This is a genomic window from Myxococcus sp. AS-1-15, assembly GCF_020037055.1.
Lineage (GTDB): Bacteria > Myxococcota > Myxococcia > Myxococcales > Myxococcaceae > Myxococcus > Myxococcus fulvus.
Map to the genome: position 1 here is coordinate 428124 of NZ_JAIQDF010000002.1, position 15268 is coordinate 443391.

Sequence of the window (15268 nt, forward strand, 5' to 3'; positions counted from 1 at the left end):
GTCCGTCCGGCCTCAGGAGCGGTCGTTCTCGTCGGTGTCCGCCTCCAGCTCGTACGGGTTCGCGAGCAGCCGGTGCGCCCCCTCCATCATCTCCACCACGATCTGCCCGGCGGGCTGCACGCTCTCGATGCGCGCCATGCTGGAGCCGCTGGCGGGCAGCACCATCTCCTCCAAATCCCCCTGCGTGTCGGGCGTGGGCACGAAGGCGCTGAAGCGCGGCATCGTGTACAGCGCGTCACCACCCGCGAGCCCCGGGAACAGCCGCGTCGTGCCGATGGTGTCCTGCGTCTGCGTCGGCGCCTTCGCCTCCCGGCCCGCCCACTCGCGCACCACGCGGTTGCGCAGCACCCGCTGCCTCGGGCCGCTCCACTCCGGACCGAAGAGCGTGGTGAAGTCCGAGTCGCGCGCGTCCCCGTCGACCAGGCGCTGCTTGTAGCCCGGGTGCGCGTATGCCTCCACGGAGGCCACCATGCGCGTGCCCACCCAGACGCCGTCCGCGCCGTGATACATCGCGCGCGCCGCGCTCAGCGCGTCCGCGATGCCTCCCGCGGCCAACAGGGGCAGCTCGCTCGTCAACGCGCGCAGCTCCCGCACCAGCTTCAACGTGGGCGTGGTCCCCCGGTTGTAGCCCGCCGCCTGTCGCCCCTGCGCGATGAGCCCGTCCACGCCGAGCGCCAGCGCGTCCTTCGCGAACTCCACCGAGCCCGCCTGCACCCAGACGCGGATGCCCGCGGCCCTCAAGTCCTTCACCCACGCGGCCGGAGGCAGGGCCCAGTGGAACGCGACCACGGGGACACGCTCGCTGATGCACGTGTCGATGTGCTCGCGCGTGGTGAGGTCCCCGGCCCGCGCATGGTCCAGGATGAAGTCCACGCCGAAGGGCCGCTGCGTGCCGGCGCGGATGGACTGGATGCGAGCGCGCAGGAACGGAGCGGGCTCGGGCGCCGAGCCCAGCATGCCGATGCCACCTGCTTCCGACACCGCGATGACCAGCGGCGGCAGCGCCACGAAGGCCATGCCCGCGCTGACGAAGGGGTAGTGCACCCCCAGGTCCTTCGTCAGCCGTGTGTGCAGCGTGTTGTCCTCCATCACCTGGATGGGGCGGCGAGGCGCGCGCTCGGCCTCCGCGTCGGAGGCGAGGCCCTCGTCCTCCAGCTCGCTGTCTCTGGGAGCTCCCGAGGGGCCGGCCCAATGGGAAGGGGGCGCGCCGCGTCCGTCGTTCGTTCCGTTCATCGTCTCTCCTCGATGTCGCTGGCTCGCTGACCGCGCTGGAAAGGTTACCAGCATCCCCCGGTTGTTGAGGTCAGGGGGCGACACGGCGATGGTCCGCCCGGATGCTCGACGACATGCGCCGGTGTCCGCTGGTGAGCACCGCTCCCGCGCCTACGTCCCGAGTGACTTCCGCATGTGCCGGTGTGGAATGCCGACTTCCAGGAACGCTTCCGCGTACGTGGAATAACCCAGCCGTTCGTAGAAGGGGACGACCACCTGTCGGGCATGCAGGTGGACCTGGGTGAGGCCTCGCCGCACGAGCTCCGCCTCCAACGTCCGGACCAGTCGGGCGCCCAGCCGCTGACCCTGGAGCTCGGGCGTCACGGCCATCTGGAACAGCCGGCCTCCGTGCGTGTCCTCGGGATGGAAGAGGACACAGCCGCGCACCTGTCCGCCCACGTGCGCCACCAGATGGAGGCTTGTGTCCTCGAAGGGGAACGTCACCTGCTCGCGCGTGTAGCCGAGCGGCTCGCGCAGCACCCGGAAGCGCAGCTCCAGCTCCCCGGCATACAGCGCGTGGCCGGGTTCGATGAAGTCGAGCGCGAGCTCGGACGGCGCGGCGCCGGACCCGCTCATCAGAACGTCCCGGTCAGCTGCAGGGTGAAGGTGCGACCGTACTGGGGCACCGGCGCGATGGAATTCTCGTCCGACACCGGAATCCGATAGCTGGTGTCGAGCAGGTTGTGGACGCCGGCGAAGTAGCGCAGCGGGCCGTAGTCACCGGAGAGGCCGAAGCTGATGAGCAGCGCCTCGCCGCTGTCGGCGCCGCCCTCTCCGGTGGGGCGCGCGCTCTGGTAGGTGGCCTGGGTGGCCAGCCGCATATCGCCGCCGCCGATGGGCATCAGCAGGCGACCGGAGACCAGGTGCGCGGGGGCCGCGGCGGCCACCTCGTCCGAGGCGTTGCGCAGCCGCACGTACGAGTAGCTCATGTCCACCAGCAGGTAGCGACCCGGCTGCCAGTGCACGCCCGCCTCCGCGCCCCACGCCAGCGTGGTGCCGCTGTCGTTGCCGAACACGAGGCACTGGGTGCTGGTGCCGCACTGGCCGGAGGGGTTGGCCTCCTCCTGCAGCCGAACCAGGTTGGAGATGCGGTTGTGGTAGCCGGCCACGGTGAGCCGCAGCTCGTCCGTCAAATCGTGGCCGTGCTCCAGCTCGAAGGTGGTGATGGTCTCCGGGTCCAGCGCTTCCGGCGCGGCCTGGGTGATGCCGTCCGCGTAGTGCAGCTCGTAGATGGTGGGCGCGCGGAAGGCGTTACCGGCCACCAGCTTGGTGAGGCCCGCGTCGTAGGGGCGGGCGATGAGCGCCACGCGAGGCGTGATGGGGGTCTCGTCCACGTCCGTGTACTTGTCCAGGCGCAGGCCCGCCGACAGGCTCAGCCGGGGGTGCAGCTTCCACTCGTCGAGCAGGTACGCGGACAGGATGGTGCGCGTCTTGGTCTCGAGGATGGGGCCGGGGTTCGTCGACTGCCGCACGCCCAATTGGCCCTGGGCCTCCACGCCGAGGGTGAGCCGGTTGCCCTCGAACAGCCCCACCCGCGCGCGCAGCTCCGCGTTGACCCAGTCCGCGTCGCCGGTCTCCTCGCGCGGGCCGCCGGCCGACTCCTGGTACACGTAGATGCCGTCGTAGCGGCTCAGGTCGAACGAGCCGCGCGCGGACAGGCTGAAGTTCTCCGAGAACTCGTGCTCGTAGCGCCCCTCCGCGAAGAAGCGCAGGTCCTTCACGCGGTTGCCCTCGGTGCCGGGGACGGTGCCGTAGGGGGCGGTGGGCAGCTCCTTGGAGCGCACGTTGAGCATGGCCTGGAAGGCGAAGTCGCCCACGCGCGCGCGCATGGAGCCGGTGGCGGCTCGCTCCGCGTCCAGGCCGGTGACCAGGTACTCCCGGTCGGCGAGCAGCCGCGTGGTGTCCGCGCCCGAGGCCGTCAGGGCCGCGGCGCTCACCAGGATGGAGCGGTTGCCGTTCGCCCACGCCGCCGTGGCGTGTCCACGCGTGGTGCCCAGCGCGCCCACGGCGCCCGTCACCTCCAGGTGCTTGTCCTGGCCGAGCGACTCGCGGGGCACCACGTTGATGACGCCGAAGAAGGCGCCGGTGCCGTAGAGCGAGCTGCCCGGGCCGCGCACCACCTCGATGCGCTCGATTTCGAGCAGGTCCACGTTGAAGTCGTGCGCGGCGAAGCCCTGGCCGGCCCACACGTCGTTCATGGGGTGGCCGTCCCAGAGGATGCTGATGCGCGTGTTGAGGTCGCCCGGGGGCGAGAAGCCGCGCACGCCCAGATAGGTGTACGTGCGGTCGTCGGTGAGGAAGAAGCCGCGCACGCCGGACAGCGCCTCGGCGAGCGTGCGCCAGCCGAACGCGCGCAGCTCCTCCTGGGTGAGCACCGTGGTGGAGGCGGGCGCGTCGTCGACGGCGACCAGGCTCTTGGACGCGGCGCGCACGGGCGGGGGCGCGTACCTGAGCTCCGCGTGGACCTTCACCTCCTGGTCGGCGATGACCGTCACCTTCTGGCGCAGGGGGCGCACCTCGCGGCTCTCGACCTCCAGCTGGTGCTCGCCCTCGGGGAGGGTGACGACGGTGGGCGTGAAGCCCGCGGGCTGGCCGTCCACGCGCACGGTGGCGCCGTCGCGGTTGGCGGTGACGACGAGCCGGCCCGAGGGGCGGTCCTGCACGCGCAGCGACACGGAGAGCGGCACGCTGCCGTCGGCGGGCACGTCCACCACGTACTGGCCGGGGGCGTAGCCGGGCGCGCGCACGTAGAGGATGCGCTGGCCGGGCGGCAGGCGGGCGCGGCCGGGCAGCTTGGTGATGACGGGGCCGTTGGGGGCGTCACGCACCTCGGCGCCCTCGGGGGTGCCGGTCAGCTCCACGCCGCCGGTGATGAGGAACAGGTCGAAGGTCTGCTCCGTCTCCTTGCCGCGCGCCACGGTGACGGTGGCCTCGGTGGGACGGTAGCCGTCCTTCTTCACCATGATTTTGTGCCGGCCCGGCGACAGCGCGAGCGTCTGCGGCGAGCGGCCCCGGCTGCCCAGGTCCATGCGGTCCACGTAGACGTCCGCGCCCTTGGGCACGGTGGTGACCTTCACCAGCGCGACCTTGGGGCGCAGCCGGTCCAGCGAGCGGGAGACCTCCGAGGCGTCCTCGGTGGGCAAGTCCTCGGTGAGCAGGTCGTTGTAGTAGCGGTACGCCTCGTTGAACTTGCCCAGCGCCTCGAAGCAGCGGGCGATGTTGAAGAGCACGTTGCGGTTGGGCACCAGCCGGTAGCTGGTGAAGTACGAGCGCAGCGCCTCGGTGTACTGCCCCTTGGCGTAGGCGTCATTGCCCAGCTCGAAGGCGATATCCGCCTCGTCGGCGTTGTTGTCCGCCCACGAAGGGGAGGACAGGAGCAGGAGCGACAGGACGAGCAGGCCAGAGCGTGAGGGAACCATGGGGCGGCGACATTCTTCCCTCTATGGAATGGGAGGTCCATGGGGGCTTTTGGGTGGGGGTTCAGATGTCAGACCCATGAAGTAGGAATGAGTGGACACGCGGTATGGGGTGGGGTTCCACTTCGGGGAGGCGGCGCGGATGTTGGAGGGGTGGGGTGCGGGCGGTGAGAGGAGCAAGGCGATGGGAGAAGGACCGAAGCGACCGGCGACGTACGAGGACCTGCTCGCACTGCCGGAGCATGTGGTCGGGCAGATAGTCGACGGGGAGCTCATCGTGATGCCCCGGCCGGCGAGTCCGCATGCGAAGGCCAACTCGGGTTTGTATGGCGAGCTCTATGGTCCCTTCGAGCGGGGACGAGGCGGGCCCGGTGGGTGGTGGTTCCTCGTGGAGCCGGAGCTGCACTTCCGCAAGGACGTGCTGGTGCCCGACCTGGCGGCCTGGCGAAGGGAGCGGATGCCGGAAATCCCGGACGTGCCGTATTTCACGCTCGCGCCGGACTGGGTCTGTGAGGTGCTCTCTCCCTCCACGGCGCCGTTGGACCGGGTGAAGAAGAAGCGCATCTACGCGCGCGAGGGTGTGGGCCACGTGTGGCTGGTGGACCCGAAGGCGCGCACGCTGGAGGTGTTCCGACGGGACGGGGCGCGGTGGGTCGAGCTCGGCACCTTCTCGGGAGACGAGCGGGTGCGGGCCGAGCCCTTCGAGGCGCTGGAGCTGGCGCTGGGCGACCTGTGGCTGACTGCGGAGGTGAAGCCCGGGTCGCCCTGAGCCGGGTGCTCAGTGCAGGGCGCGCTTGTCGGGTGTGTCCACGGTGAGCGGGGCGGGCTGGCGCATGAGCACCTCGCCCACGCGCTGGAGCACCTGGGTGGTGGCGCCCTCCGGGTCACGGAAGAAGTGGGGCGTCCAGAGCCGCACGAGCTTCCAGCCCTGGCCCTCGAGCACGCCGGTGCGGAACAGGTCCCACTCCACGCGGTCCGCGGCCTTGGGGTAGCGGGTGCCGTCGCACAAGAGGCCCACGGTGACGTCGCCGGGCGAGGTGGGGTGGTGCAGGGCCACGTCCACACAGAAGCCGTCGTTGCCCCAGTGCACGTCGGAGGAGACCTGGTGGCGGCGGGCCAGGTGGTGGGCCAGCGCGCGGGCGAAGGTGGAGCCCGCGTCGGTCTCGCGCTCGTGGACGACGAGCTCCCGGGGGGCGGCCTCGGGCGTGGTGGGACGCTGTGGCTGGGAGAGGGACTCGGCGAACTGGAGGTAGGCGAAGAGCAGCCAGCCGCCGTTGGGCTGCCGGCCGGGCTCCACGGGGGGCAGGGCGGTGTACGCGTCGCGAGGGATGGAGGTGACCAGGTGCACCTGCTGGCGTGCGCGGGTGACGAGCACGTTGAGGCGCCGGCCACCGCCCGCGCTGCCGAGCGGTCCGAAGCGGCGGTAGAAGCGGCCCTGTCGGTCCGGGCCGTAGGTGGTGCTGATGATGAGGTGGTCGCGCTCGTCGCCCTGGACGTTCTCCAGGTTCTTCACGAAGAGGCCCTCGAAGGAGCCGGCACCCCGGCGGGTGCGCGCGGTGGCGAGTCGTGCGGAGAAGGTGGCGTCCTCAGCGGCGAGTTCGTCGAGCACATCGGTGATGGCATCGCGCTGGGACAGGTTGAAGCAGGCGATGCCGATGGATGGGGGCTCGGGCCGGGCGAGCAGCTCCTTCACGAGCTGGCCCACGGCACGGGCCTCGACCTGGTTGACGCGCTTCTCATAGGTGCCGCCCACGGGGAGCAGGCGCAGGGCCGCGTGCGGCGCGCGGTGTGAGGGGTGGGCGGGGATGGCCTGGAGGCGCTTGTCGTAGAAGTGCTCGTTGCTGAAGGCGATGAGGTCCGCGTCGCGCGAGCGGTAGTGCACGTCGAGGTAGCACTGGTCGATGTCCAGGTTGAGGGCGGCGGAGAGCAGGTCCTCCACCTCGGACTGCTGCTCCTCGAAGAGGCCCTGTTCGGTCTCGGCCTCGGTGTCCTGCTGGCTCTGGACCACGGCGGACTCGAAGAAGCGCGTGGGCGGAAGCTGCTTCGGGTCTCCGGCGATGACGACGCGCCTGGCGCGCGTGAGCACGGGCAGGGCCTCCTCCAGTCGGCACTGCGAGGACTCGTCGAAGATGACGACGTCGAAGATGGGGCGGCGCGGGAAGATTTGCGCCACCGTCTGGGGACTGGCCATCCACACGGGTCGGGCGTCGAAGAGCGGGTCTCCGCCGTCGATGTCCAGGCCGGTGGCGATGACCTGTCGCACGCGCATGGCGCGCTCTCCGCGCAACATGAGGCGTCGGCGCAGCTCCGCGCCCTGGCTGTTGAGTCGACCGCCGTTGGCCGCGAGCAGCCGCTCACGCTGGCGCTGCGTCCACTGGTGGAGGATGGCGTCGCGCACGAGGCCGCGCTTCTTCTCCTCGAGCACGCGGTAGCGCGCCTGGGTGGCCTGGGTGCGCTCGGCGTCGACGTGCTGGAGGGTGGAGTCCTCGCGAAGGCGCGAGGTCGCCTCGGCGGCGAGCGTGGCCTTGAGCACGGCCGTCCAGCCCGTCCGCGCGTCCGCGCCCAGGCGGGCGAGCGACTCGACCGAGGCCGCCAACGCCGGGGGCATGCCCGACAGGAGCGAGCGCAGACGCAGCATCCCCTCCACCGTGGACAGACGTGACTGGAGCGCGGTGGCGACGGGAGTGATCAGGGCGCCGGCGCGCAGTTCGTGCACGCGGAGGGTGAGCCACTCGGAGGAGCACAGCCCTGTCTCGGCGAGCCGCTGCTCCAGCCTCGCCACGGCCGCGCCCCGGGCGGCGGAGCGTCGCAGTCCCGTCAGCAGCGCGGCGCGTGTCGCGGCGTCCGTCGTCAGGGCCCGTCGCACGGCGTCCCGGCACGAGGCGAGTCGTGGCGTCGAGTCCAGCGCACCGAGGACCTCGAAGAGCGCGGCGTGGGCGCGCAAATCTCGGGCGAGCGTCTCATCGGGCAGGCTCGCGGAGGTGGGGACGAGGGTGGCGCGGTGGAACTCGCCCAGGAGCGCGCGAGCGCGGGCGCCAGTGAGGAAGTGACGGACGCGCTCGGCGGTGGCCGCGCCCAGGGTGAGGCCGAACTGCTGGAGCACCTTTCGCGCGCCGGCCTTCCGGGCGAAGCAGAAGAACGCGTACCACTTGCGGGCGATGCCCAGGTACGCGCCCAGCGTGGCGAGCGCGGTGGACAGGGCACCCAGGGCCTGCGGCTGCTCGCGGTGAATCAGCGCGAGCTCGGTGTCGAGCGGGCCCTCGGAGAGCACCTGGACTTGAGGGGAGAGGCTTTCGAGCTGGGCCTTCGCGGTCCGCACCGTGTCCGGTGAGGCCGCGGCCCAGCGGGCGAGGGACTCCGGGTTCGTGGTCTCCAACACGGGGGCGAGCTGTTCGGCGAAGTGGGCGCGCGCGAGCCCCTCGGCTTCCGGCTCCGCGCCGAAGGCTGGGATGTCCGGCGAGGTGAGCGCGTCCGCGTCACGGGCCGCCTCGACGGTGGCGCCGAGTCGCTCGCGCCAGGTGGTGAGGGGCGTGGCGAGGTAGGTGGCCAGGTCGATGCCCAGGGCTTCGCGCCAGGGGTTGTCCGGGTAGCCCTCCTTGAGGGCGCGCTCGAACACCTCGCGTGCCTCGCGCTCGCGAGCGGTGACGTCGGCGAGGCGCGCGGAGGTGAGTGACGCGGTGGCGGGCGTGAGCGCCTCGGGGGACTCGAGGGCGAGCCACTGGCCCACCAGCTCGTGGAAGGACGGGGCGGAGCCGTCTTCGGGGCGCGCGGAGAGGGCGTGCTCGGCGGTGGTGAGCTCGTCGTGGAGCGTCTGGAGTTCCGTGTCCACGCGGGACAGCTCGCGCGGGACGGCGGCGTCGGTGCGGGTCTCCGCCAGCGTGTCGAGCTGCTCGCGGATGCCCATGTAGAGGTCGCGCTGGTCCCGCTGGGCGTCGTGCACGACGGCGCACAGGCTGCCGAGGCCCAGGTGGTCCAGGCGGTGCTTCACCACGTCGAGCGCGGTGCGCTTGTCGCAGACGAACAGCACCCGCTCACCCCGGGCGAGATGGTCTCCGATGGCGTTGGCGATGGTCTGGGATTTTCCGGTGCCCGGAGGGCCGTGGATGACGAGCCCTCGGCGACTGCGCGCCAGGCGCACGGCGCGGGCCTGGCAGGGGTCCGCGATGGTGACGAGCCGCTCGTCCTCGGCGCGCTTGAGTCCCTCCAGGTTGCGCTCTCCGCCGCCTGGGTGGGTGGGCTGGTCGAGCGACACGTCCACGCGCAGGAAGCTCTCGATGGGGCCGGAGAGGGGCTCGCCGTCCACGAGGGCGCGCATGTCGTCCACGAGGCTCTGGTTGGACAGCGGGTACAGGCCGAGCACGGCGCTGGGGAGGATGGCGGCCTGCGTGGCGGCGTCCTCGTCCGGACGGGGCACGGCGGACAGGGCCGTCTGGGCCGTGAAGGGCTCGGGGACGGGCAGCTCCAGCGACTTGGAGACGAGGGCGACCAGCTCGTTGACCTCGCGCCACGGGTCCTCGCCGGTCTCGTCGGCGAAGAGCTCGCCGAAGCGCTGGCCGGTCTGCTGTTCCAGCCAGGCGAGGAGGGCGGTGTTGGGGGCGACGCGGTCGACCCCTTCCTCGGCGCCCTCGAACTCCACGGACGGGGTGCGCCCCTTCTTGAGGGTGATGCGCACGGGGACGAAGGCGATGGGGGCCAGGATGCGCCGGGTGCCGAAGCCGCGCTTGTCCTTGGGGCCCGGGGGGAGCTGCAGCAGCGGGAAGCCGACGTGGAGGACGTGCGCGCCGGTGTCCTGCTCGAAGATGCGCGCGTCCTCGACGATGGCGGCGAGCTTGCGAAGCAGCGCCTGTTGCTCCTCCTCGGCGCGGGTAGGGGCGGCGCGGTCGTCGCTGTCTTCGTCCTCGAAGGCACGCTCGTCGCGGATGAGCGCTGGGGTGTCGCGCTCGATGCTCACCTCACCTTCGGGCCGGGAGGATGCGGCGAGCGCAATCGCATCATCCGCCACGGGGGGGGTAGGCTCGTCGCGGGTGTTGTCCTCGTGGCGCGTCGAGGTGCTCGCCGCACGAGGCGGGGCGGGGTTCTCGTCGCGGGTCTTGTCCTCGTGGCGTGTCGAGATGCTCGCCGCACGAGGCGGGGCGGAGTTCTCGTCGCGGGCGTCGGCGGCCAGGCGAGCGGAGCTGGTTCTGGCGCCGCCGGGTGCGGTCAGACGCCCCTTGGACACGGGAGGCTTCACGGCGAGCCGGACGGTGGCCTTGTCGCCGAGGAGCGCGGCCAGCACGGCGTGAGGTGAGGTGCCGTCGAGTCGGGTCAGCGTGGCCAGGTCCAGGCGCTGGCGGCTGTGGTGGGGGCGGCAGTTGAGGCTGGGGCCGGAGGCGAGCGCGGCGTAGAGGCGCTCGAGCATCTTCTCGAGGACGCGGTTGCGGGGCTCGGACGACACGGGCGGTACCTCTCGGGAGGAGGGAGAGGGTGGGTCTAGCACGTCCCCCCGAGTGGGGACCTCAGCCGGACAGTGCGGCGGCCAGGGCGCGAGCGGCGGCCTCCAGCGCCTCGGCGGGCAGGTGGTCGGCGACAGGGGCGTCGAACACGGCGCGGCCCCACAGGCGCTGGGGCGTCCCGGCGAAACGAGGCACCAGGTGCAGGTGGCAGTGCCGGAGCACGTCGCCGATGGCGAAGGCATAGGCGTGCTCGGCGCCAAGGACCTCGCGTTGGGCCCTCATGACGCGGGCGGCGAAGGCTCCCAGTTCCCGGGAGGTCCCGTCATCCAGCTCGTACCAGGCGCGGGCGTGCTGCTCGCTGGAGATGACCACCCACCCCGGCACGGGGCTGGGACCGGCGACGCCGTGCAGCACGAGCCCGGGAGCGCGAGCCAGGATGCCTCCGACGGGGCGGTGCTCGCCGCGAGTGATGGCGCAGCCGAGACACGGTTCATTCACATCCACCATGCGGGCAAGGTATCAGCCATCCGCTCAGGTAACGCGTCTCAATGGATGAGATTCAACCCATCAGGGTCTGGATGGACCCCGGTGTCGGACCCAGGAGGTATGTGATCGCCGGGGCATGCCGCCGAGTGGTGATGCACCCGCGACTGTCGCCTTCTTGACGGGGAGGGCCCGGGTCGGAGAGTGTCCGATGCGCGCTCTTTCGGGGTTTTGGGGCGTCAGAGCCAATCCAATACAAGGTGGGGAAGATGAAGAAGCATCTGGTCATGGCCGTGGTGCCGTTCCTGGCGCTCGGGTGTGGAGACGATTTCAAGGACGAGAACGGGGACGGAATCGCGGACGGTGTGCGTGAGCCGGACAACGTCACGGTGGTGACGCCGGCGACGCCGAAGGGGACGGTGTCGGGCCAGGTGTTGGGGACGGACCTCAAGCCGCTGGCGGATGCGTCGGTGGAGATCACGATTGGCAGCTCGGATGAGCCGCTGGCGGGGACGACGGACGCGAAGGGCAACTTCGAGTTCAAGGGTGTCCCGGCGGGCTCGCACGTGCTGCTGACGTTCACGAAGACGGGCTACGCGACGCTGCGCGCCACCTCCGAGATTCCGTCGTCCGCGGGCAACGTGCCCCTCAACAACGCGAACGTGAGCTTCGGTCCGGTGACGCTGACGCGGCTGGATGGCTCGCTTCGCTTCCTGCTGGTGACCCCGCAGGGGCGCCCCGCGGCGAACGTGCGCGCGACGCTCGAGGCGTCTCCCGCGGGCACGGTGGTCCTGTCGAACGGTGACAACACGACGGGCGTGCTGAGCACGGTGGTGGTGGAGGCGACGTCCGACGAGCAGGGCGTGCTGCTGTTCCAGAACATCCCGACCGCGCAGGAACTGGCGCGCTTCACGAACCAGACGGGGCAGTACCGTCTGTGGGTGGCGCCGACGGACTCGAACGGCGACGGCGTCCCGGAGATCAACGGCTACGTGGATACCTACTCGGCCGCGTCCGTGGTGTCGGTCGGCACCACGCGCATCCTCAACCTGCCGGCGTCGCGTCCCACGGGGAGCGCGTTGGTCGTCGAGTCCAGCAACGTGGCCATGCTGCGTGGAGCTTCGAGTTCGCAGCCGCTGCACAACATGGTGCGCCCGGGCGAGCCCATCTATCTGTACTTCAACCAGCCCGTGCAGCAGGGCTCGCTGCTGGCGCGCCTGACGGACGAGTACGCCAAGGAGGCGCTGCCCGTCACCGTGGCCCTGGGGAACGGCGGCTACAGCGCCACCATCACCCCCTCCACTGGCGCGATTCAGACGGGCAAGGAGTACAACCTGGACCTGAGGGCCGTCTCCGTGGAGACGGGGCAGCTCTACGAGCGAGTCGGCTTCTTCTTTGGCGGTGAGCCGACGGCCCCCGCGGCGGTGACCATCACGGAAGCTCGTTACAGGGAGAGCTCGCTTCCTCCCGCTGCGCAGCAACTCACGACAGGGGAACGAGTTTACTTCACCTTCAGCTCGCCCCTCTCCCCGTTGCGTGTCGGGGACGGGCAGGTCCAGGTCTTGTTCAATTACGACCTCGACGGCAATGGCACTGTGGGTGGTGTCTCGTACGGTGAGGTCAATAACATCAGTGGACAGGGCTTCCCCCTGTACATGGATGAGCCGACCGCGCCGTTCGTCACGAATGCAAGCCAGCCCGAGCGGCCCGTTTTCGCCATCACGAGATCCGGATTCAGCACCCGTTATTACTTCACGTTCGAGCATCCCTCTGGGGCGGCTTATGCGCCCATCAATCCAACCCTCGTTTCTGGGTTCACGGTTGCATTCTCGAAGCTGGCCAGCCGTGGCATCAACCAGACGTACGAGAACATCTGGGGCCAGCCTGTCGTCACGGACCTCACGGTGACTGGCCTGGGCATCACCCCCGCCCCGACTCCCTGAGACAGCCCCGCCGAATGATGGCTCGACGTATCGCCGTCCGAGGCTGATGACGCCCCCGTGGATTTCCACGGGGGCGTTGCTGTTTGTGGAGGCCCATCGAGGATTCATGGGCCCAGTAGGTCGACGAAGTGTCCTTCCATGTGGACGCCCGTCTGCTGTTTGAGATTTCTTCAGGGGCCTTGTGAGTGGCCGGGCTCCGTCCCGGGGGCTGAGCGAGGCCCGGCATCGATGGAATGCAAATTGCCCTCCTGTCACGTCATGCGTCATTCCACATTGCGTCTTGTCGTCGTCTCCCTCGGGCTCCTCTGGAGCGCTTGCATCGATATCCCAGGCATCCAGGTGGAGGAGCCTCCGGTGGTCGAACTCGACGCTGGGGTGCCCACCGTGGGGGCACGGCTCATCCTGTCCCGGGCGGCGACGAACGGTGGTGTCGACCTCCAGGTCGAACTGACGGGAGCCTCACCGGAGAAGGTGGAGTTGCTGGTGGATGGTATTGCGGTGGAGACGTTGCTTCCTCCGTACAGGCTGCGCCTGGAGACGCAGTCGTTGTCAGAGGGAGACCACGAGCTGCTCGTGCGGACGACACTGGCGGAGCGGGTGTTCCTGAGCGAGCCACGATTGTTGAGGGTGGATAGAACAGCTCCGGTCCTCTTGTCGCGCGTTCCCTCGCCAGGCGACTCTCAAGTCCGAGCTGGTCATACGGTTCGCGCTGAGTTTTCAGAGGGGCTCGAGCCGTCGACAGTTCATGTGTCCTCCGTTCGTCTGGAGGTGGACTCCAAAGTCATCGCAGGGGACGTGGCCCTGTCCTCAGACGGTAGGGTGTTGACGATAAGTCCAGCGAGCCGACTGCCGAAGGATGTGGCTGTCCAGGTGGTGATGGATTCCTCTGTGACAGACTTGGCTGGAAACTCAATTCAGCAGGGTGATGAATGGCGCTGGACGGTTCCTGGCTTCCTCCCGCTGGGCAATGCGCTTACGAGCGACCCTCCTCAATACAGCACGCCCAGCTTTCCCGAGGTGCTCGTCCCGACGTCGGGCAGGCCCCTTGTCGCATGGGGAGACAGCGGTAGCGGAGGCGTGTTCATTCATCAATGGGCGGGCGCTGCCTGGGAATTGCTGGGCGGAACTCCACTGAGGGTTGCTGGGAGGGTCACCTATTTCAATGCGCGCCTGGATGAGAGTCAGCACCCGGTGGTGGGGTGGCTCGACGATGAAGTGGGGGAAGTTCATGTCCGGCGATGGACGGGGAGTGAATGGGTCTCGATGGGTGCCGTGATTCGTGCCCCGAAAACCTACTGTTGGGGACTCTCCTTGAGAACGAATGGGACGGGGCGTTGGTTCGTGAGCTTCGCCATCCGCGAGGAGTTCTTCGTTTATGAATGGGATGGCACAACCTGGCTTCGACGGGGCCTGTTTCGACCCGCAGAAAATTGGAGTGTGGGCTCGACGGCGATGGAACTCGATGGGGGCGGGAATCCAGTTATCATCTGGGGAGAGATGAATGCCTCGGGTGATACCATTCGCTACGAGACGCGCTGGTGGAGTGAGGGAGAATGGAAGAGCACGCCATTGACGCTGGGGCACCCGAGTGGATGGGCCTGGGGTGTGGGGGCCCCTGGGCGCCCTCTCGTGGCGATTCATGATGCGGCAAAACTCTCTTTTTGGGAGTGGCGGAGCGCTGCATGGCGCGAGCTTGGCAGTGCCTTCGAAGAACGGTTCCCAGCTGGGGCTAGGGCTGAAGTGCGTCGCTTCGCTTTGGATTCCTCGGGGGCGCTGGTGGTCCTCCTGGGGGAGCCGGAGGCCGCTGGGCAGCCCGAGACGCTGCACATGCGAAAGCTCGTTGGTGGCGAATGGGTTCCTCTCGAGGGGCTGCTGCGTCCGCCGCCCGATTTGACTCCGAATCCCTCGCCCCGATTCGGAGTCACTCCGGACGGACGGTTCCTGGTGACTCGAATCGAATCCACGGGTCAGCCGCCGAATGCGCAGCACTTCATCCAGGTCTACATCTCCAACGACTGACCCCCGCGACACGGGGCCACGCCGCGCACCACCGTTCTCCATTGAACGGTGGTGGGGTGCCCCCTGGGGCGATGTGGGGTGGGCGCGATGACGGATGCGTGCATAGATTGTCGTGTCTACCGCTGTTTCCCTACACGCGAGGCACCTGCTTCATGAAGCGCACGGCCACCCAGACTTCGGAAGAGCCGGTGGCGGACGCGACCCCGGCCGTGTCCCCCGTGAACCGCAAGCGCATCCTTGTCGTCGACGACTTCGACGATGCCCGCGAGATGTATGCGGAATACCTGGAGTTCGTCGGCTTCGAGGTGGACACCGCCCGGGACGGCGTCGAGGCGGTGGAGAAGGCCCAGACGAGCGAGCCGGACATCATCCTCATGGACCTCTCCCTGCCCGTCATGGACGGCTGGGAGGCCACCCGACGTATCAAACAGGACACTAGGACCCGCGATATCCCCGTCATGGCGCTGACGGGCCACGTGCTCGCGGGCAACGCCGAGCACGCCCGCGAGGCCGGCGCCGACGAGTTCGTCGCCAAGCCGTGCCTGCCTTCGGACCTGGAGAACAAGATCCGAAACATGCTCAAGCCGAGCAAGACGCGTAAGCCGAACGGGCAGGAAGGCTGACACCTCCCACCGGCGGGAAGTGACGACCACCCGACATCGGGTGGCCCCTCCCGGCGCGCTCCTGCCCTTTCGGACGGGGG

At 69.5% G+C, this 15268-nt stretch carries 9 protein-coding genes; 4 read left to right on the forward strand and 5 right to left on the reverse strand.

Annotation, left to right across the window (positions count from 1 at the left end; translation table 11 throughout):
- Positions 1–12: 12 nt before the first annotated feature.
- From K8625_RS07540 to K8625_RS07550, 3 genes are all read right to left on the reverse strand, one after another.
- On the reverse strand, positions 13–1233 hold the full coding sequence (locus tag K8625_RS07540; protein WP_223782281.1) for a nitronate monooxygenase family protein: 1221 nt from the start codon (positions 1231–1233) through the stop codon (positions 13–15).
- Positions 1234–1383: 150 nt separating this feature from the next.
- Entirely contained in the window at positions 1384–1848 is a 465-nt protein-coding gene (locus tag K8625_RS07545) for a GNAT family N-acetyltransferase (RefSeq protein ID WP_223782282.1), read from the reverse strand.
- Positions 1848–4691 (reverse strand): TonB-dependent receptor domain-containing protein, encoded by a 2844-nt coding sequence (locus tag K8625_RS07550; protein WP_223782283.1) that lies wholly within the window; start codon positions 4689–4691, stop codon positions 1848–1850. The genes K8625_RS07545 and K8625_RS07550 overlap by 1 nt, the downstream gene beginning before the upstream one ends.
- A gap of 181 nt (positions 4692–4872) precedes the next feature.
- Here K8625_RS07550 and K8625_RS07555 point away from each other — a divergent pair, with 181 nt between their 5' ends.
- A complete protein-coding gene (locus tag K8625_RS07555) occupies positions 4873–5457 on the forward strand; it encodes a Uma2 family endonuclease (RefSeq protein ID WP_223782284.1) in 585 nt (194 codons plus the stop codon).
- A gap of 9 nt (positions 5458–5466) precedes the next feature.
- Here K8625_RS07555 and K8625_RS07560 read toward each other — a convergent pair whose 3' ends face one another.
- Both K8625_RS07560 and K8625_RS07565 read right to left on the reverse strand, forming a co-directional pair.
- The gene (locus K8625_RS07560) at positions 5467–10122 is read right to left on the reverse strand and encodes an AAA domain-containing protein (RefSeq protein WP_223782285.1); all 4656 of its coding nucleotides are present in this window, start codon (positions 10120–10122) and stop codon (positions 5467–5469) included.
- A 61-nt stretch (positions 10123–10183) separates the two neighbouring features.
- The gene (locus tag K8625_RS07565) at positions 10184–10627 is read right to left on the reverse strand and encodes an HIT family protein (RefSeq protein ID WP_223749802.1); all 444 of its coding nucleotides are present in this window, start codon (positions 10625–10627) and stop codon (positions 10184–10186) included.
- Between the two features lie 245 nt (positions 10628–10872).
- On the opposite strand from K8625_RS07565, the gene K8625_RS07570 reads away from it, so the two are divergent.
- The 3 genes from K8625_RS07570 to K8625_RS07580 all read left to right on the forward strand — a co-directional run bounded on the left by K8625_RS07570 (position 10873) and on the right by K8625_RS07580 (position 15188).
- Positions 10873–12546 (forward strand): carboxypeptidase-like regulatory domain-containing protein, encoded by a 1674-nt coding sequence (locus tag K8625_RS07570; RefSeq protein ID WP_223782286.1) that lies wholly within the window; start codon positions 10873–10875, stop codon positions 12544–12546.
- 354 nt (positions 12547–12900) lie between these two features.
- Positions 12901–14565 carry an Ig-like domain-containing protein gene (locus tag K8625_RS07575; protein WP_223782287.1) on the forward strand — a complete coding sequence of 555 codons (1665 nt, stop codon included), beginning with the start codon at positions 12901–12903 and terminating at the stop codon, positions 14563–14565.
- A gap of 152 nt (positions 14566–14717) precedes the next feature.
- A complete protein-coding gene (locus K8625_RS07580) occupies positions 14718–15188 on the forward strand; it encodes a response regulator (protein ID WP_223782288.1) in 471 nt (156 codons plus the stop codon).
- Positions 15189–15268: the final 80 nt, after the last annotated feature.

Excerpts from the sequence above, each read along its gene's own strand:
- K8625_RS07540 (WP_223782281.1), bottom strand. The coding sequence starts at position 1,233 with ATGAACGGAACGAACGACGGACGCGGCGCGCCCCCTTCCCATTGGGCC.
- K8625_RS07545 (WP_223782282.1), bottom strand. The coding sequence starts at position 1,848 with ATGAGCGGGTCCGGCGCCGCGCCGTCCGAGCTCGCGCTCGACTTCATC.
- K8625_RS07550 (WP_223782283.1), bottom strand. The coding sequence starts at position 4,691 with ATGGTTCCCTCACGCTCTGGCCTGCTCGTCCTGTCGCTCCTGCTCCTG.
- K8625_RS07555 (WP_223782284.1), top strand. The coding sequence starts at position 4,873 with ATGGGAGAAGGACCGAAGCGACCGGCGACGTACGAGGACCTGCTCGCA.
- K8625_RS07565 (WP_223749802.1), bottom strand. The coding sequence starts at position 10,627 with ATGGTGGATGTGAATGAACCGTGTCTCGGCTGCGCCATCACTCGCGGC.
- K8625_RS07570 (WP_223782286.1), top strand. The coding sequence starts at position 10,873 with ATGAAGAAGCATCTGGTCATGGCCGTGGTGCCGTTCCTGGCGCTCGGG.
- K8625_RS07580 (WP_223782288.1), top strand. The coding sequence starts at position 14,718 with ATGAAGCGCACGGCCACCCAGACTTCGGAAGAGCCGGTGGCGGACGCG.